The sequence below is a fragment of the Pantoea sp. ARC270 genome, assembly GCF_003236725.1.
GTDB lineage: Bacteria > Pseudomonadota > Gammaproteobacteria > Enterobacterales > Enterobacteriaceae > Pantoea > Pantoea anthophila.
In genome coordinates this window covers 168346-186011 of the sequence record NZ_PUGA01000005.1, presented here as the reverse complement: position 1 = coordinate 186011, position 17666 = coordinate 168346, and the positions used below count along the sequence as shown (strand labels likewise).

18 protein-coding genes are annotated in these 17666 nt (G+C 56.4%); 9 read left to right on the top strand and 9 right to left on the bottom strand.

What is annotated here, in order from left to right:
- Positions 1–181: 181 nt before the first annotated feature.
- Positions 182–781 carry an FMN-dependent NADH-azoreductase gene (locus CKF42_RS04345; RefSeq protein WP_111207608.1) on the top strand — a complete coding sequence of 200 codons (600 nt, stop codon included), beginning with the start codon at positions 182–184 and terminating at the stop codon, positions 779–781.
- Positions 782–845: 64 nt separating this feature from the next.
- On the opposite strand, the gene CKF42_RS04340 is transcribed toward CKF42_RS04345, so the two are convergent.
- The 3 genes from CKF42_RS04340 to CKF42_RS04330 are packed head-to-tail and all read right to left on the bottom strand — an operon-like array spanning position 846 to position 4011.
- Positions 846–1184, bottom strand: coding sequence for a YdbL family protein (locus CKF42_RS04340; RefSeq protein WP_111207607.1), 339 nt, complete (start codon positions 1182–1184; stop codon positions 846–848).
- A gap of 11 nt (positions 1185–1195) precedes the next feature.
- On the bottom strand, positions 1196–1384 hold the full coding sequence (locus CKF42_RS04335; protein WP_009090058.1) for a YnbE family lipoprotein: 189 nt from the start codon (positions 1382–1384) through the stop codon (positions 1196–1198).
- Positions 1381–4011 (bottom strand): YdbH family protein, encoded by a 2631-nt coding sequence (locus tag CKF42_RS04330; RefSeq protein WP_111207606.1) that lies wholly within the window; start codon positions 4009–4011, stop codon positions 1381–1383. Before CKF42_RS04330 ends, CKF42_RS04335 begins: the two co-directional genes overlap by 4 nt.
- A gap of 146 nt (positions 4012–4157) precedes the next feature.
- On the opposite strand from CKF42_RS04330, the gene CKF42_RS04325 reads away from it, so the two are divergent.
- Positions 4158–5150 (top strand): 2-hydroxyacid dehydrogenase, encoded by a 993-nt coding sequence (locus tag CKF42_RS04325; protein WP_111207605.1) that lies wholly within the window; start codon positions 4158–4160, stop codon positions 5148–5150.
- 31 nt (positions 5151–5181) lie between these two features.
- Here CKF42_RS04325 and CKF42_RS04320 read toward each other — a convergent pair whose 3' ends face one another.
- Positions 5182–5457: a DUF333 domain-containing protein gene (locus CKF42_RS04320; protein ID WP_009090053.1), complete on the bottom strand. Its 276-nt coding sequence runs from the start codon at positions 5455–5457 to the stop codon at positions 5182–5184.
- A gap of 184 nt (positions 5458–5641) precedes the next feature.
- On the opposite strand from CKF42_RS04320, the gene CKF42_RS04315 reads away from it, so the two are divergent.
- The 3 genes from CKF42_RS04315 to ttcA all read left to right on the top strand — a co-directional run bounded on the left by CKF42_RS04315 (position 5642) and on the right by ttcA (position 8818).
- Positions 5642–6298 (top strand): MgtC/SapB family protein, encoded by a 657-nt coding sequence (locus CKF42_RS04315; RefSeq protein ID WP_033736241.1) that lies wholly within the window; start codon positions 5642–5644, stop codon positions 6296–6298.
- 230 nt (positions 6299–6528) lie between these two features.
- Entirely contained in the window at positions 6529–6789 is a 261-nt protein-coding gene (locus CKF42_RS04310; RefSeq protein ID WP_009090049.1) for a hypothetical protein, read from the top strand.
- Positions 6790–7882: 1093 nt separating this feature from the next.
- Positions 7883–8818: a tRNA 2-thiocytidine(32) synthetase TtcA gene (gene ttcA / locus CKF42_RS04305; RefSeq protein WP_009090046.1), complete on the top strand. Its 936-nt coding sequence runs from the start codon at positions 7883–7885 to the stop codon at positions 8816–8818.
- A gap of 46 nt (positions 8819–8864) precedes the next feature.
- Here ttcA and CKF42_RS21475 read toward each other — a convergent pair whose 3' ends face one another.
- The 3 genes from CKF42_RS21475 to CKF42_RS04295 all read right to left on the bottom strand — a co-directional run bounded on the left by CKF42_RS21475 (position 8865) and on the right by CKF42_RS04295 (position 12029).
- A complete protein-coding gene (locus tag CKF42_RS21475; protein ID WP_140925444.1) occupies positions 8865–9191 on the bottom strand; it encodes a hypothetical protein in 327 nt (108 codons plus the stop codon).
- Positions 9192–9307: 116 nt separating this feature from the next.
- Complete coding sequence (gene zntB, locus CKF42_RS04300) at positions 9308–10291, bottom strand: zinc transporter ZntB (RefSeq protein WP_009090042.1); 984 nt, start codon at positions 10289–10291, stop codon at positions 9308–9310.
- Between the two features lie 118 nt (positions 10292–10409).
- Complete coding sequence (locus CKF42_RS04295) at positions 10410–12029, bottom strand: ABC transporter substrate-binding protein (protein ID WP_111207604.1); 1620 nt, start codon at positions 12027–12029, stop codon at positions 10410–10412.
- 152 nt (positions 12030–12181) lie between these two features.
- Here CKF42_RS04295 and mpaA point away from each other — a divergent pair, with 152 nt between their 5' ends.
- A complete protein-coding gene (gene mpaA / locus CKF42_RS04290; protein WP_058957867.1) occupies positions 12182–12889 on the top strand; it encodes a murein tripeptide amidase MpaA in 708 nt (235 codons plus the stop codon).
- Here mpaA and ycjG read toward each other — a convergent pair.
- Positions 12864–13847 (bottom strand): L-Ala-D/L-Glu epimerase, encoded by a 984-nt coding sequence (ycjG, locus tag CKF42_RS04285; RefSeq protein WP_111207603.1) that lies wholly within the window; start codon positions 13845–13847, stop codon positions 12864–12866. The genes mpaA and ycjG overlap by 26 nt on opposite strands.
- Before the next feature lie 146 nt (positions 13848–13993).
- Here ycjG and tpx point away from each other — a divergent pair, with 146 nt between their 5' ends.
- Positions 13994–14497 (top strand): thiol peroxidase, encoded by a 504-nt coding sequence (gene tpx / locus CKF42_RS04280; protein WP_046101893.1) that lies wholly within the window; start codon positions 13994–13996, stop codon positions 14495–14497.
- Between the two features lie 50 nt (positions 14498–14547).
- On the opposite strand, the gene tyrR is transcribed toward tpx, so the two are convergent.
- On the bottom strand, positions 14548–16113 hold the full coding sequence (gene tyrR / locus CKF42_RS04275) for a transcriptional regulator TyrR (RefSeq protein ID WP_058957869.1): 1566 nt from the start codon (positions 16111–16113) through the stop codon (positions 14548–14550).
- Between the two features lie 229 nt (positions 16114–16342).
- On the opposite strand from tyrR, the gene CKF42_RS04270 reads away from it, so the two are divergent.
- Positions 16343–16702 (top strand): GtrA family protein, encoded by a 360-nt coding sequence (locus CKF42_RS04270; RefSeq protein ID WP_111207623.1) that lies wholly within the window; start codon positions 16343–16345, stop codon positions 16700–16702.
- Entirely contained in the window at positions 16699–17649 is a 951-nt protein-coding gene (locus CKF42_RS04265; protein ID WP_111207602.1) for a glycosyltransferase family 2 protein, read from the top strand. The genes CKF42_RS04270 and CKF42_RS04265 overlap by 4 nt, the downstream gene beginning before the upstream one ends.
- The last annotated feature ends 17 nt before the right edge of the window (positions 17650–17666 follow it).

Genomic DNA, 17666 nt, shown 5'->3' with positions numbered 1-17666 from the left:
GTGAAAATAATTGCGCGCATAATAGCACATTCTGAACTGTTCCGGGGACGTGCCCCGGTTACGCTTATTCAATAAATTCGAACATAGCTCTCGAAATATTGCGCTTTCACCGCGCCATTGATAACCGTAGAGTGTAAACCATTGAGCGGAAACCCTTCCGCGTTACAGACAGGAAATCACCATGAGCAAAGTTTTAGTTCTGAAATCAAGCATCCTCGCAGGCTACTCACAATCAGGCCAGCTTGCTGACTTCTACGTTGAACAGGCAAAAGCCCAGGGTAAAGACGTGACCGTTCGTGATCTGGCGGCGAACCCGATTCCGGTTCTGGATGGTGAACTGGTCGGTGCTATGCGTCCTTCTGACACGCCGCTGTCTCCGCGTCAGCAGGAAGCGCTGGATCTCTCCAACGCGCTGATTGAAGAACTGCAGGCACATGACGAAGTGGTTATTGCGGCACCGATGTACAATTTCAACATCCCGACCCAGCTGAAAAACTATTTCGACCTGATTGCCCGTGCAGGCGTGACGTTCCGCTACACCGAAGCAGGCCCGGAAGGTCTGGTTAAAGGGAAAAAAGCGGTTGTGATCACCAGCCGTGGCGGGATTCACAAAGACACCCCGACCGATCTGCTGACGCCATACGTTAAGCTGTTCCTGGGCTTCATCGGCATCACTGACGTTAAGTTCGTGTTTGCTGAAGGTATCGCCTACGGTCCAGAAGTGGCCAGCAAAGCGACCGCTGAAGCGAAAGACGCGATCAAACAGATCGTCACCGCTTAAAAGGCGCTCATCTCAGGATGAGACGCACAATCAACCGGGCCACGCGCCCGGTTTTTTTTACGGCTTAGGGCGTGCTAGGAGCCTCTTTTCTCAGCCACTGACCGTTAATGCCCCGCACATATTCCCCCACCGCCGCCCGGCTCACCAGTTTCTGCCCGGCAATGCTGGCGATATCTGCCGTGGAGAGATTGTTCTGTTCTGCCAGCCGCTGATATTGCTGATGCCGTCCGGCGTTGATGCGCTGCACCAGTGCCTGGGTTTCGCTGTCTCCGGCGCGCGCCGCAAGGTAGCCGGAGAGCGTTTCGCCCACCAGCCCCGACTGCCGGGCCTGATCCAGCGTCAGCGCCCAGGCGGGCTGCATCATCATCAGCGCGAGTAGCAGCGCCGCGCTTTTGCGTCTCATACGTGCTCTCCTCAGAACAGACCGCTCTGGTTTTTCAGTAACGCTTCCACGTCTTTATCCACCTTGATGTGGATCTCATGCTCAATTTTTACGTTCATATTGATGGTGATGGGATCTTTGGGTGCCGTAACCTCAATGCGCGGCACGCAGCCGATGCTCAGCAGTCCGGCTGCCAGAACCAGTAGTGCCCTCAGGCTCATGGTGAAGTGTCCTTGTTCGATGGCAAAGTCGCGTGTTGTTCCAGCCAGGATTGCAAATTATCGCCAAAGCGCAGGCTGCGCCAGAGCTGAAACAGATTTTCCTGATGATGGTAGTTAAGATTCACCGTCTGACGACGGTTGCTGAACCGGCTGACGCCCTGCACCTCTGCTGTCATGCTCAGGTCGCCGAGGTTATCCAGATTAATCGTCGCCCAGCTGCGGGAGATCTCCATATAGCGTAGCCAGTCCAGCGCCGCGCCGGTGGCGACGTTATTACGGGTAATCGCATCCGCCATATCGTTGTCCAGCCGGAAAGTCAGAGGGCCGCTGTTGGCTATCCACCCTTTCTCGACCAGCCAGCGGGGATTATTGAGCCACAGCGGCAGTTCACCGTTAACCCGTCCCGACATGGCGAACTGCTTAGGCTTCAGTGCGGTCACCAGCTCGCTGAGGCTGATTTGACGCAGCGTTACCCGCGCAGGCTCATGCTGTGGCATCTGCAATGCGGGCAGCGTAATCTGCCCGCCGAGGAGTTCCAGACTGACATCCTGCAACCTCAGCGGCGCGGCTTCGCTCCACGGCCAGCTGCCCTGCAGATCGGCACGGATATTCTGCATCGCAAACTGGTTTTTTACCTCGGCAATGCGCAGAGAAACCGGGCCATGCTGACCAAACTGCCACTGCCCGGCCCTGAAGCGAAAGGGCAGTGAGAAGTCGATACCATTGATCTGGCTGTCCGGCGTCCAGACGCTGCCCTGCTTCACCGACCAGTGTCCACCGGCCTGAAAACCCTGATCGGGGGCAGCGGAAAAGGCGAACTGCGCCTGCAGCTGACCATCCTGAATCTGCATTTTCATGTCCGGGCTGATTAACGGCTGAAACACCCGGAGCGACTGTGACGGCCACCAGGCCTGACCGCGCAGCCGTTCGCCATCCCAGCGACCATTGACCCGCAGCGGGCCAATCCTGCCGGCATTCAGACTGCCCCGCCAGATAAAGTCGCCGGGGTCGCGGCCTTTCGCTTCGAAATCGAGCGTGGAATCAGCCAGCCTGCCGCCATAGCTGAACCGGGTTTCACCCGCCTGCAGCCGGAAATGGCCATTAAACGCCGGGTGGGCCGCATCGCGCTGCCAGTTAACCGGTTCAGTGAGCGTCAGACGCGGACTGGCGACGTTGACACTGCCGTAGGCCAGCTGATTAAACCCGGTGGAGAGCGTATCCAGATGGATCAGCGTATCGTGCCAGCCGCCCGTGCCTTTGACATCCCAGCGTGCCTGAAGCGGCAGCATCTCGCCTCCGCCCCAGTAGCGCCAGTTCCATTCGCCCTTATCAGGCCAGAAGTCGCTGGCACGCCCATCGAGATGCAGCCGGAAACGGCCAAAACTGGCATCGTGCGCGTTAAGAATCGCCTGCAGACGGCCATCAATTCCCTGCGATGAGAGGCGCACGCCCGCCAGCGGCCAGCGCGCCTCGTCCACCTCCAGCGTGGAGAGCAGGCGGCCCCGCAGGCGCAGCAGCGATTTAGGCTGGAGTTGCAGCTGAGGATCGAGGAGTGACCCGCTGAGCACGCCCGGAATGGAGCCGTAGAGTTGCAGTTCCGCCAGCTTACTTTCGCCGGTCAGCTGAAACGGCAGATGGCTCTCTGTCAGGCTGAGGTGGCCGGGGCCGAGCCCCAGTACAACGTTGCCCTTGCCGCCGCGCCCGCGGGTCAGCAGATTGAGGCGTCCGCTGATCTGGCTCTGTTCAAGCCCCGACTGCCAGTTCTCCAGCGTCAGGTTCACAAAGCCGGAGAGCGGCTGGGCGGCGAACGGCCAGTAATATTCCCCCTTCTCGATCTGAATCTGGTCGCGATTGATCTGCCAGGGGAGACGCAGAAGCGGGCGATCCTGTTCCGCCGTCGTTGCGACGACTACGCCCTGCTGCTGCTGCCAGTTGAGGCTGAGCTGAAGCGGATGCGGCAGCGCAGCCAGCGCCAGTTGTCCGGCCACCTCGCCATTTACCGGCAGGTCACTGGCAAAGGTGGGAAGTTCAAGGTGCCCCTTGAGGGTGATGGGTTCAGAGAGTGCCGGATGGGTCAGCGTCAGATGATCGACTGCCAGCTGCTGACCGGTCAGCGTTGCCGCCAGCTGCAGATTGTCACCCCGATAAGTCAGACGCTGGCGATCTTTTTCCAGCGTGAGATCCAGTGCACCCGCGTAGGTCTGCCACGGGGCCACCGTCAGCTTATCCAGATGGACATCGGCACCCGGCAGCATTGCCTGCCATTCGGCCAGCGTTCTGGGCGAACCGGGATTGTCGTCGTTCGCCGGCAGTTTTTGCAGACAGGCGCTGTCCAGCGTCAGCGCGGACGCGTTAAGTTTCCAGCGCGACTGATGCCAGCCCAGCGAGACGGCTTCAACCGTTGCCAGCGTACAGTCGCCCGCCAGATAACGAATTTCTGGCAACCACAGGCCTCCCTCCCGCCAGCGCGGTGCGCCAGTCAGCTCAATGCGGGTCTCCTGCGGCAGCCAGATCCCGACCAGCCGGGGCAGCCACTGTGTCACTGTTAACATCAGGCCGAGCAGCAGCAGAATCAGCGCCAGAACAGCCGCCAGCCGCCGCCGGACTCTCCGTGGCATAAAAGCCATAATCCTTTTCCTCACCCTATCCTGACCATGATGATGGCATGTAAATTGCGCGAGGTGAAGGTCTGCCCCGGACGCATTTCAGCGGTTTCAGCAAAGTCCGTCAGAAAACGTTATCCTTGGTCTATCACCTCTGCAGGAGCACAACGATGAAGATCGCGGTTTACAGCACCAAGCATTACGATCAGAAATACCTTGAGCAGGTCAATCAGCAGTTCGGCTTTGAACTGGTGTTCTTCGACTTTTTACTCACTGAAAGCACAGCAAAAACGGCAGTGGATTGCGATGCGGTCTGCATCTTTGTCAATGATGATGGCAGCCGACCGGTGCTGGAAGAGCTGGCCGCGCTGGGTGTGAAGTATATCGCGCTGCGCTGTGCCGGTTTTAATAATGTCGATCTGGACGCTGCAAAAGAGCTGGGCCTGGAGGTGGTGCGTGTGCCCGCCTATTCGCCGGAAGCGGTCGCGGAGCATGCTATCGGCCTGATGATGACGCTGAACCGCCGTATTCATCGCGCCTATCAGCGCACCCGTGACGCGAACTTTTCACTCGACGGCCTGACCGGCTTTAATATGCATAACAAAACGGCGGGCGTAATAGGCACCGGTAAAATCGGCATTGCGACCATGCGCATCCTGAAGGGCTTTGGCATGCGGCTGCTGGCGTTTGACCCCTGGCCGAGCGAGCAGGCGCTGGAACTTGGCGCGGAGTATGTCGATCTGAAGACGCTGTTTGCGGAGTCGCACGTCATTACGCTGCACTGCCCGCTGACGCCGGAAAATCACCATTTGCTCAACGCCGAGGCGTTCAGCCAGATGCGTGACGGCGTCATGATTATCAATACCAGCCGCGGTGGTCTGATCGATTCACAGGCGGCGATTGATGCGCTGAAGCAGCAGAAGATTGGCGCGCTCGGCATGGATGTTTATGAGAACGAACGCGACCTGTTCTTTGAAGATAAGTCGAATGATGTGATTCAGGACGATGTCTTCCGCCGTCTGTCGGCGTGCCATAACGTGCTCTTCACAGGCCATCAGGCGTTTTTAACCGCCGAAGCCCTGACCGCCATTTCTGAAACCACGTTAAGCAATCTCAGTCAGCTCGATCGCGGTGAAGACTGCCCGAACCGACTCTCCGTCTGAGGGCGCGGGCCGGAGCAATCCGGCCTGTCTATCAGCGCGCGCAGTGCCCGCCGATCAGCGCCTGCTCATCACAACGACGCCCGTTCACTAACTGACACATCCCCACCCGGGATCCATCCAGCTGATGCGAAAAAGCCAGGGTTCCGCCTGCATTTTCACAGGTGCTTTCTGCCAGAGAAGACATCACCACGCGGGGCTGAACATGGGCGGCGGTGGCTTGTTGCGGTGGCTCGTTATCATCACTGTGGCTGCTGCAGGCAGAGAGGAATAACGCGGCACCGGCCAGCAAAAAGGTGGCTGCTTTCATCAGTCGGACTCCGGGAATTGGGATAATAGGCTGGCTCAGCATATGTCAGGCAGCACAAGGGGTCGAGAGGTGAAACAGCTTTTTACAAATTTCTGCGGCGTGTTTTGCAAGCAGAATTATCTTGTTTACCTGGTAACACTGAACTGTCACCCTTTTCCGGCCCCCCTTATTTCGGAGTAAAGCCATGTTAATGGATATGTTAATTCGCATTGCGCTGGCCGGTATTCTTGGCGGCCTCATCGGCCTGGAGCGGCAGATGCGGGCCAAGGAAGCCGGACTTCGCACCCACATTCTGGTCGGGATCGGCAGTGCGATGTTCATGCTGGTGTCGAAATATGGCTTTGCCGATATGCTGAACAGCGACCATGTCGCGCTGGACCCCAGCCGTATTGCGGCGCAGGTGGTCAGCGGCATGGGCTTCCTTGGCGCGGGTACCATCATGATCCAGAAGCAGGTGGTGAAAGGCTTAACCACGGCGGCGGGTTTATGGGTAACCGCAGCGATTGGCCTGGTCATCGGCAGCGGCATGTATGAGATCGGCATCTATGGCACCGTACTGGCGCTGGTCGTGCTGGAAGTGTTCCGCCGTCTGAGCCACGTTTTAATCGGTAAACACCATACCCTGCTGGTTTTCCTGAAGCCGAAGAGTGTGCCGCTGGTGCTGCTGGTGATGCAGCGGGAAGGCATCCGCTACGGCAACGTGACGGTGATTAATCGCGATCAGGAAAGCGGACTGTGTGAACTCAGCGTGCAGGTTACGCTGTCGCGCAGGTCAAATGACGCGCATCTTTACGATAAGGTGATGGAGATTAAAGGGGTGCAGTCGCTGGAGATGATGTGAGCATCTCTCCTGTCTCACCGGGCCGGTGCGCCAGCCCGGTGGGTTCAACCCCCCTGAAAATGTTGGCGCAGACGATGGCGCTCCCCTTGCCTGCTGCCGACGTTGTTAACAGCCTGATCCACTGTCACCCTTCAGAATGACCATCCCCTGACCTGACACATGGAGCCGGTCAGAAATTAATGACATAATCCGGTATTATTTATCAGCGAAATGATGACAGCCGGAGACCAATGCGCCCTGACTCTGACCCTGCAGACAATGCCCTGTCCGCTACCGCACGTAAAAGTAACTGGCGCGGGTTAAGCCTGCTAACGGTTATCCTGATCGCGGCTGCGGTGGCGATTATCATGATTCTGGACCATCGCAACTCGGTGAATAATGCGCTCGAAACCGGACAATGTCTGGCTGAGGAAGGCGCTGAAAACATTCTTGGCGTACTCAGGCATTTTTTACACCATGCCTATCGCTGGATCTTTAAAGCCTGCGGCTAATTAAATTCAGTGCAGCAGAAAATGGAGTAAGCCGTGCCGGTTCAGCAGCAGCAGAACGCCACCATACATTACGGCGACATAACAGATTAAAAAAAGCAGCAGCGTCATGAAAAATTTCACACCAGACTTTTTTATTTTGTGATCGTCATCCGGCTTTCTCATCGCGGTTAATCACCACTCCTTTTTTAACCTGATTGCACAGCGGGATATTAAACGGTTCCTTTGTTCCGCTGTATTGCCGAAATGTGCGAAACGACGCCCCGGATGTCTGTCTGTTGATTTTACGTTGGATAAACCCCAGCCTGACGTTATGCTTTTTTATCCGGTGAAGACGTTCTTAAGCAATAGACAACTGACTGTTTACTATTTCTTTTTCCAGATAACAAAGTGCAGTCTGAAATTAACAGAGCGTTCGATTCAGGCCATTAATCCAGCCTGTCGATGAAGCTGATTATAAGCTTTTCCGCTCAACACAGATTAAACCGCGTGCGACTTTCAGATCACTCCGTTTAATCTGTCCCAGCCTGACTCACGCAGAACGCCCGATTTAAAAAGCAAAATATTTAAATTTGATATGGGTCAAATTTCACTCCCGATATAATAGTGCCTGTTTATGTCTGATTGATCTTTACCTGCTCATGCTGGTTAATTTGCTGAACCGGTGGCGTCAATGAAATATCTGTTAATCCTCCCCTTCATTTTTATGATCGCAGGCTGCGCGACAAAGAACGATAGCGCGCGAACCGCGACTGACCAGGCTTCATCCCCCTCCTGCTCCTCGCACAGTGATGAAATCGACTGTCAGTGGAAAGAGGTCCCCGCCAGCTGAGGACGTAACGCTGACTTTTCTCCTCCGCATGCGCCACTGCGAAATGCTGCAACATCCCTTTCTCTCCCCGTTTGCCTTTACGCAACGTGCGGAAGGTGAACTCTGGCGTCTTAATCCATGGATTACTTCACTCCGGCACTGGCATTCGCGGCAACAATCCGTACCATACGCTGCATATTCGTGACACCGCAGAGAAGTGGCTGGCTGAATGCGCACGTTGATTTGCCCTCAGGCTACGCTTTCTGGTTTTAGAGATAGGTAAAAATGCAAGATAATCAAACGGTTGACAAGAAAGAACAGTACAACCTCAATAAACTGCAGAAACGCCTGCGCCGTCATGTCGGCGAAGCCATTGCAGATTTCAATATGATCGAAGAAGGTGACCGCATCATGGTCTGCCTGTCGGGCGGAAAAGACAGCTATACCATGCTGGAAATTCTGCGCAGTCTGCAAAAAAGCGCCCCGGTCAGTTTCAGCCTGATTGCCGTTAACCTGGACCAGAAGCAGCCTGGCTTCCCTGAGCATATTCTCCCGGCCTATCTGGAGTCTCAGGGTGTGGAGTACCGGATTATCGAAGAAGATACCTACTCCATCGTCAAAGAGAAGATTCCGGAAGGGAAAACCACCTGCTCTCTCTGCTCACGCCTGCGCCGTGGCATTCTGTACCGCGTTGCCACGGAGCTGGGCTGCACGAAAATTGCGCTGGGCCACCACCGCGATGACATTCTGCAGACGCTGTTCCTCAACATGTTCTATGGCGGGAAAATGAAAGGCATGCCACCGAAGCTGATGAGCGACGATGGCAAGCAGATTGTGATCCGCCCGCTGGCCTACTGCCGTGAAAAAGATATCATCCGCTTCTCGGAAGCGCGTCAGTTCCCGATTATCCCCTGCAACCTCTGCGGTTCTCAGCCAAACCTGCAGCGGCAGGTGGTAGCCGATATGCTGCGAGACTGGGATAAGCGCTACCCGGGCCGTATCGAAACGATGTTCAGTGCGATGCAGAATGTCGTGCCGTCGCACCTCGCCGATGTCAATCTGTTCGACTTCAAAGGCATCAAACATGGCGATGCGGTGGTGGACGGGGGCGATATCGCCTTTGACCGCGAAACGCTGCCGTTGCAGCCGGCAGGCTGGCGGCTCGATGATGAAGATGCCCCTGTCACAGGCGCACGTCTGGATGTGCTTCAGATTAAGTAAGTGCCGGAAAAACAGAAGGGCGTGCTGCTGGCAGCACGCCCTTTTTTTATATGTTGCGGTGTGGCGGTGGATCCATTATCGGCGGAAACTCCGGATCCGTCGGCGGATCGGGCTGAGGTTGCGGATGGGGGATCGGGTCAGGAATCGGGGTCGGATCCGTGGGGATCGGCTCGCTGTTATAAATCGCGCTCATGCCGTACTCCTTTTCTTGCGAATGGACTTTAAGCTTAGGTAAGGAACGGCGTTCCAGCCAGCCAGGCAAAAAAAAGCCGGCGCACTGGCCGGCATGTTTCGAATTAAATGTGCTATGCATTAATTCTAAATCAGGAAGTAAGACAATATGGAGCGCAACGCCCATCGCTTGACGTTGCATTCACCTGCGGGAGAGAGTTTGCGTCAACGGCAACATCGGGTTCTTGATATCGATCAGCTTTTGCCGCCTTTCCTCGAATTTCAGCGCCTGGACTGAGATGGTCCCTCCCCGTCGCGCTACAGCCAGTGCCGTTTACGCAGATAACCGGCGACGCCGACAGCCAGAACCACCAGCAGCAGGCAGAAAATGGAAAAGCCGTATCGCCATTCTCCGCCCGGAATGCCGCCGAGGTTGACGCCGAACAGACCGGTCAGGAAGGTGGCTGGCAGGAAGATCATTGCCATGACTGACATGGTATAAGTGCGCCGGTTCATCGATTCGGCCATGGCAGAGGCAACCTCATCGGCCAGAATGGCGGTTCGCGCCACGCCAGCATCCAGGTCATCCAGCCCGCGTCCCAGCCTGTCGGCAATCTCCTGCATCCGACGCCGCTCGTTGTCATCCATCCAGGCCAGTTTTTCGCTCGCCAGCCGGGCATAGACATCGCGCTGCGGGGCCATATAACGTCGCATCACAATCAGCTGTTTGCGCAGCAGACCCAGCTCACCCCGCGCGGGCATCCGCTGATCCAGCAGCGCATCCTCCAGCTCAATGATTTTGTCATGCAACTCTTCGATAAATTCGCTGGTGTGATCGGTCAGGGCATCACAGACATCCACCAGCCAGCTGCCGCAATCGATCGGGCCATTGCCGTTCTGCAGGTCGGTCAGTACTTCATCCACGGCAGAGACTTTGCGCCGGCGGGTCGAAACAATCAGCTTGTCGTTGATAAAGACCCGCATCACGACCAGCTGGTCACGGCGCGCATCGCTGTTGTGGTTAACGCTGCGCAGCACAATCATGAAGCCATCACCCAGACGGCTGACGCGCGGACGCATACTGTCACCCGCCAGGGCATCACGGACGGCATCGGGAATTTGAGGCGTCGACTGCAGCCACTCTGCGCTTTTACGATGGGTGTAGTTCAGATGCAGCCAGCAGGGCTGCTCGCACTGAATCACCTCATCTTCCGCGATCGGGATCATGCCGCCCTTGCCATCAAGCTGGCAGGAAATGATGGCATCTGAAACCTGCAATGCTTTTCCTTCAATTACGTCCACACCGTCCCCTCACTATCAAAATCAATACGATACAGTCTAGCGTGGCGGCGATGAGTTGCAATCTCCGGGCTGTGTAGAAAGATGTCAGCCGGTGGCCGGATGAACAGCCACCGGAGGCTTAATGTTTCTCGATCCAGAGCTCGCGGCTGTAGGCGACATCTTCGGGGTTAGTGATGGGATACCCTTTGACCCAGGGTTTAATCAGGCGGCCATTGGTGTACTGATAGATCGGGGCGATGGGTGCCTGATCCGCCAGAATCTGTTCCGCGCGGTTATAATCGCTGTTGCGCGCCTCGTCACTGGTCTCGCGACTCGCTTTGGCCAGCACGGCATCGTAATCCGCGTTGCTGAAGCGGGGAATGTTGCTGCTGTTGCCGGAGGTCAGCAGATTCAGGAAGGTGGACGGCTCATTGTAATCGCCGATCCAGGATGCCCGGATCACATCGAAGTTGCCGCTGTTACGACTGTCGATGTAGGTTTTCCACTCCTGATTTTCCAGCGAGACATCCACGCCAAGGTTCTTTTTCCACATAGACGCCACCGCGATAGCAATCTTCTGATGGCTCTCCGAGGTGTTATAAAGCAGCTTAAGCCTGAGCGGTTTACCCGGGCCATAGCCCGCTGCGGTGAGCAGTGCTTTTGCCTGCGCGTTGAGATTGTTCTGGTCATGTTGCTGCAGGAAAGAAGGCAGCGGCCTGAAGCCAGCGGTGACATCCGGGGTAAAGTGCCATGCGGGTTTTTCACCGGTTCCCAGCACTTTTTCCGCAATGATCCGGCGATCAATAGACCAGGAGAGCGCTTTGCGAACCCGCGCATCAGCCGTCGGCCCCTTTTGCGTATTAAACGCATAGTAATAGGTGCCCAGCTGGTCAGGCGTGTAGACCTCACCCGGCAGACTTTTCTTCAGCAGACCATACATCTCTTTAGGAAATGATTCGGTGATATCGATGTCGTTGGCGCGATAACGCTTGGTGGCACTCGACTCTTCATTGATCGGAACAAACGTCACACGGGTCAAAACCGAATGGGCATCATCCCAGTAGTGCGGATTGCGCGTCAGGACAATTTTCTCGTTTACCACGCGCTCGCTGAGCTGATAGGCCCCGTTGCCGACCAGTTTACCGGGCGCGGTCCAGCTGTCGCCCTGCTGCGCCAGGGTCTTCTGCGGCACCGGAAAGAGCGCCACATTAGCCACCAGCGCCGGGAACCACGGCACCGGACGATCCAGCGTGACCTTCAGGCGGCTGTTATCCTGCGCCACCACGCCCAGCTTATCCGGTGTCATCTGACCTTTAGCGATCGCCGCCGCGTTCTCAATACCGCTTAAGGCGGCGAACGAGGCCGACGGTGAACTGTTTTCAGGGTCGACAAGGCGCTGCCAGCTGTAAACAAAATCCTGCGCGGTGACCGGCTCGCCATTCGACCAGCGTGCGTTGTTGCGCAGCGTAAAGATCCAGGTTTTGTTGTCGCTGCTGCTCCAGCTCTGGGCCACGCCCGGTACGATTTTACCGTGCGCATCCTGATTGGTGAGGCCTTCAAAGAGATCGCGAATGACCTGAATCTCTGGCAGGCCGACCGCTTTAAGCGGATCGAGCGAAGCGGGTTCATCCTTGATATGACGCACGATCTGCTGCTGCTCAGCCAGCTGCGCGCCAGCGGGTGGATTCGCCGCGAGGGCGGGTGTGAAGAGGCTGCTCAGACTGATGGCGGCCAGCGTCATGCGAAAGGTTTTAACCATAATCACTCCTTTACCCTAAAGAAGCGCTGCACGACGCCGATCGCGATGCAGCTTGTGCAGGGCACTTTAACGCAAATCGCTGATGGATAAATAACTATTTTCCGCCTTCTGCTTTTCCGCTACTTTTAATAAAACCCTTCGAGGAAATCATTATGTCGCCACTTCATCCGCGCCCGCTGCGTGGCAAGCTGGACGTTCCGTATCAGCAGTATGGTCGCTCACTCCTGGGCGCACCGCTGCTCTGGTTTCCGGCTCCGCTGGGCGATTCGGAGAGCGGGCTGATCCTGGCAGGCACCCATGGGGATGAGAATGCGGCTATCGCCACGCTCTCCGCCGCATTGCGGACGCTGCCCGATGGCATGCGGCGGCATCATGTGGTGTTAGCGGTTAATCCAGACGGCTGTCAGCTGGGATTGCGCGCGAATGCCAGTGGTGTGGATCTCAACCGTAACTTTCCGGCCGCAAACTGGCAGTCGGGCGATACCGTTTATCGCTGGAACAGCGCCGCCGATGCGCGCGATGTGGCGCTCTCAACCGGCAATCATCCCGCCTCAGAACCGGAAACCCAGGCGCTCTGCGCCCTGATTCATCAGATCAAACCACGCTGGATCGTCTCCTGGCATGAGCCGCTGGGGTGCATTGATGACCCGCATCAGTCAGAGATAGGCGGCTGGCTGGCCGACCACACCGGCCTCCCCCGCGTCACCAGCGTCGGATATGACACTCCCGGCTCCTTCGGCAGCTGGTGCAAAGATCTCAGCCTGCCCTGCGTGACCGCGGAACTGCCGGTAATCTCCGTGGATGAAGCGACGGAAGTCTACCTTGAGGTGATGGTTAACCTGCTGCGCTGGCAGCAATGAGCAACTGACCGTTCCGCACGTTAATCGGTGGTTCGGCATCCACCGCCAGCCAGGTCGGGCCATCAAGATCGGCAAAACGGGTCTGCGGCACCAGCGGCAGTGCGGCGCGTATCGCCCGCGAGGTGCAGAGCATGCAGCCAAGCATGACCGCAAAGCCCTGCTGCTGCGCCGCTTCGGCCAGCGCCAGCGCTTCGGTCAGCCCGCCAGCCTTATCCAGCTTGATATTGACCATCTCATAACGGCCGCGCAGCGCCGGCAGGCTGTCACGCGTGTGACAGCTCTCATCGGCACAGATCGGCAGGGGATGAATAAAGTTTTCCAGCGCCGCATCTTCACCGGCGGGCAGCGGCTGCTCCAGCATCGCCACGTCAATATCGGCCAGCAGCTGGCAGCGCGCCGCCAGCCCCTCTGCATGCCAGGATTCGTTCGCATCGACTATCAGGGTGGCTTCCGGCACCGCTGCGCGGATCGCCATCAACCGCTCGGTAATGAAATTATCATCCAGCTTAATTTTCAGTAGCGTGGCACCATGCTGCCACAGCGCCAGCGCGCTGCTGGCCATCGCTGCCGGAGTGTCGATGCTCACCGTCTGGGCGGTCACCACCTCCGGGGGCACGGTGACGCCATTCAGCTGCCACAGGCTGCTTTTCTGCTGATGAACGGCGAGATCCCACAGCGCGCTGTCGATAGCGTTACGCGCGGCACCGGCGGGCAGCGCCTGCTGCAGTGCCTCGCGCGTCATGCCCTGCTGCAGCGCGGGCAGCAGAGAGGCGATCTGCGCCAGTACAGAGGCCTCGGTTTCGCCGTAGCGGGCATAAGGCGTCGCCTCACCCACCCCCTTGACGCCCGCCTCTTCAATCTCAACCACCACCACCTTCACTTCGGTTCGGGTTCCACGGGCAATGACAAACGGGGTATGCAACGGCCAGGCTTCGGGATAACTTTTTACCGTTCTCATTTCCACTCCAGAATGAATGACGCAGTGGCAGACCGCCACAGAGATTTCGACAATTACACTCGTAAACCCTTAACATTTATGTCATAAACAACGGCTAAGTTTAGCCTTTTTGTATCAGCACTTTTTTATCATCAAAAGGAATCACTATGTCTCAGACTGTTCATTTTCAGGGTAATGCCGTCCCGGTTGCAGGTCAGTTCCCACAGGCGGGCGATAAAGCCAAAGCGTTCACCCTGGTGGCGAAGAACCTGGTTAACGTTGCGCTCTCTGAGTATGCAGGAAAACGCAAAATTCTGAACATTTTCCCGAGTGTGGATACCGGCGTGTGTGCGTCATCAGTGCGTAAATTTAATCAGGCAGCCAGCGAACTGAATAACACCGTGGTGTTATGTATCTCTGCTGACCTGCCGTTTGCCCAGTCGCGCTTCTGTGGCGCAGAGAACCTGAGCAACGTGGTGACCCTGTCGACGCTGCGCGGCTCAGAGTTTAAGTATGATTATGGCGTGGAAATTGCCGATGGTGCGCTGGAAGGTCTGACCGCGCGTGCGGTGGTGGTGCTGGATGAGAATGATAAAGTGCTTTACAGCCAGCTGGTGGATGAAATCACCAACGAACCTGATTATGACGCTGCGCTGGCCGCGCTGAAGTAATCAAAAAAGCGGATAACCCGGTTATCCGCTTTTTCCCTTTCGCGCATAGCCTATTCGCTGTCGCTGCGCTTCTGCCCCAGACCATATTCCCGCAGCTTGTTGGCAATCGCCGTGTGTGACACGCCGAGCCGTTTTGCCAGTTTTCGGGTGCTGGGATAGGAGAGGTAAAGCCGCGTCAGGATTGAGCGCTCAAAACGGCTGGTGATTTGATCCAGCGTTCCTTCCAGCGCCTCATCACCCAGCGACACATCCAGCGCCTGCTCAGGCAGTACGATGTCCTGAGGACGCAGTTCGTAACCCTCCAGCTGGGTTAACGCCCGGTAAAGCGCATTCTTTAACTGACGCACGTTGCCCGGCCAGGCATAGCGGGTCAGAAACGCGTTGAGCTGCGGAGAGAGACGTGGACGCGCCATCCCCTGCTCATCCGCAAAGCGGGCAACAAACATCTCGGTCAGCGGCAGAATATCCTGCGGACGATCGCGCAGAGGCGGCAACTGCAGCGTCAGGACGTTGAGACGGTAGAAGAGATCTTCGCGGAACTCTCCGCGCTGTACCAGCTCAATCAGGTTCTTCTGCGTGGCGCAGATCACCCGCACATTCACATGCACTTCATGCTCTTCACCGACGCGGCGGAAGGTGCCGTCATTGAGAAAACGCAACAGTTTGGTCTGCATTCTCGGCGACATCTCACCGATTTCATCCAGCAGCACCGAGCCGCCGTTCGCCTGTTCGAAAAAGCCCTTCTTGCCTTCAAGCGCATTAGGATAGGCGCCCGCAGCATGTCCAAACAGCTCGCTTTCCGCAACGTCGTCAGGCAGTGAGGCGCAGTTCAGCGCCAGGAAAGGATTCTTCCCGCGGGCGCTGCGCAGATGGCAGGCGCGCGCGAGCATGTCTTTCCCGGTGCCGGTGTCGCCCACAATCAGCAACGGCGCATCCAGCATCGCCAGCTTGCGGGCCTGATCCACTACCTGCCGCATTTTCGGCGTCACGGCAATGATGTGATCAAACTCCGAATCGTCAGTGACCACCAGATTCTGCAGCTGACGGCCCATGCGGGCGGTCGACTTCAGCATCACCATCGCGCCGACCGGCCGGTCGCTCTGGCCCTCTTCACCCGGCAGATAGATGGGACGCGCTTCCATCAGAAAATCCCGGCCCTCAATAACGACATGCTGCGCCTGCGCTTCCACCCGATCGCTCTCCAGCCAGCGCATGAAGTTGAAGCCGGTGATCAGATGACCGGCGCTGAAATTGCGCATCTTCTCTTCATCGAGATTGAAGAGGTTCTGTGCCGCCGGATTAGCTAACTCAACCTTACTTTTCAGATCGACAGAGAACACCGGATCGGGCATCGCCACCAGCAGCGCACTCAGCGCACGGTGTTCCCGCTCAGAAGGCATGTACGTGACAGTGCGCACATCTGTCACGCCGGGCGTACGCCGGATTTCAGCCATCAGATTGCTGAAGGCATCAAATTCCAGTGCAGCAAAGTTGAGATAGATGCGCCCAATCGCCGTAATTTCGATACCGCGTAAATCAATATTGCGTGCCACCAGCAGGTCGAGCAGTTCACGCGTCAGACCGATGCGGTCCTGACAGAACACTTCCAGACGCATTGCGTTCGCCTTAATCAGGTTCAGATGGTGCAATGATACGCTAAGTCGCGCACCGGCAGAAAGGACTCTGTCAGGAAAAGTTGACACTTCTGGCGTGGATGATGGCGTTTTGTACTGCGCCGCTGAGATCATGATTCTGTCTCAGAGTGTCAGGATTTGTCAGCGCCGAAGTTTTTATCCCATCCGACTTGCTGTATATTTTTCAAAACCGAATAAAAACCACTATAAAATGCTGACTTTCTTCGCAAAATATCTGACGGTAGGTGTCATCAATACCCTGCTTCACTGGGTCACCTTCTTTATCTGCCTTAGCCTGGGTCTTTTCCAGTCAACCGCTAATCTGTTGGCGTTTTGTCTGGCCGTCACCTTCTCTTTCTTTGTGAATGCACGCTGGACCTTTAATCAGCAGGCAACAGCCTGGCGCTATCTTCTTTACGTCCTGTTTATGGGGGCAATGGCCTTTAGCGTGGGTTATCTCGCTGACCGGCTCGGCCTCTACCCTCTGATAACGCTGATCGCCTCATCCGCCCTGAGTCTGGCGTGTGGCTTCCTTTTTTCCCGCTTTATCGTCTTTAAAGGAGAGTCATGAACATCTCTTTGGTGGTACCGGTATTCAATGAAGAAGAGGCTATTCCCCATTTTTATCAGGCCGTGAGAAAAGATGAGGCGCTTGCGGCCTGGCAGGTTGAGATTGTTTTTATCGATGATGGCAGCACGGACGCAACGCGTGCGCTGATTACTCAACTGAGCCAGCGTGATCCGCTGGTGCGCAGCCTGTCGTTTATTCGTAATTTTGGCAAAGAGCCGGCGCTGTTTGCCGGACTGGAAGCGGCAACCGGCGAGGCCATAATTCCAATCGATGTCGATTTACAGGATCCGATTTCGATAATTCCCGAAATGGTCCGTAAATGGCAGGCGGGTGCCGATATCGTTTTAGCCAAACGGATTGACAGAAGTGCTGATGGCCATCTGAAGCGCAAAACCGCCCGCTGGTTTTACAAGCTGCATAACAAAATCAGCTATCCGCAGATTGAAGAGAACGTGGGTGATTTCCGGCTGATGTCGCGGGAAGTGGTTGAGAACATTAAACGGCTGCCCGAAAAAAATCTTTTTATGAAAGGCATTCTGAGCTGGGTCGGCGGACAGACTGACATTGTTGAATATGTCCGGACTGAGCGGGTCGCGGGGCACAGTAAATTCGGAGGCTGGAAATTGTGGAATCTGGCGCTGGAGGGGCTGACCTCTTTCTCAACCGTACCGCTACGTATCTGGTCTTACTTGGGTTTCCTGGTTGCCTCGCTGGCCTTCCTTTATGGGCTCTGGATGATCGCAGATAAACTCCTGTTCGGTAATCCTGTGCCTGGCTATCCCTCTATCCTGGTTTCCGTCCTGTTTCTTGGCGGAGTTCAGCTGATTGGCATTGGTGTACTGGGTGAATATATTGGCCGCATCTATATGGAAACCAAAAACCGGCCTCGCTATATTTTGCGAAAACCCGTGGAAAATAAATCAAGCCCGCCCGAAAACATCGATTAGATTGTCCGGTAAACGGG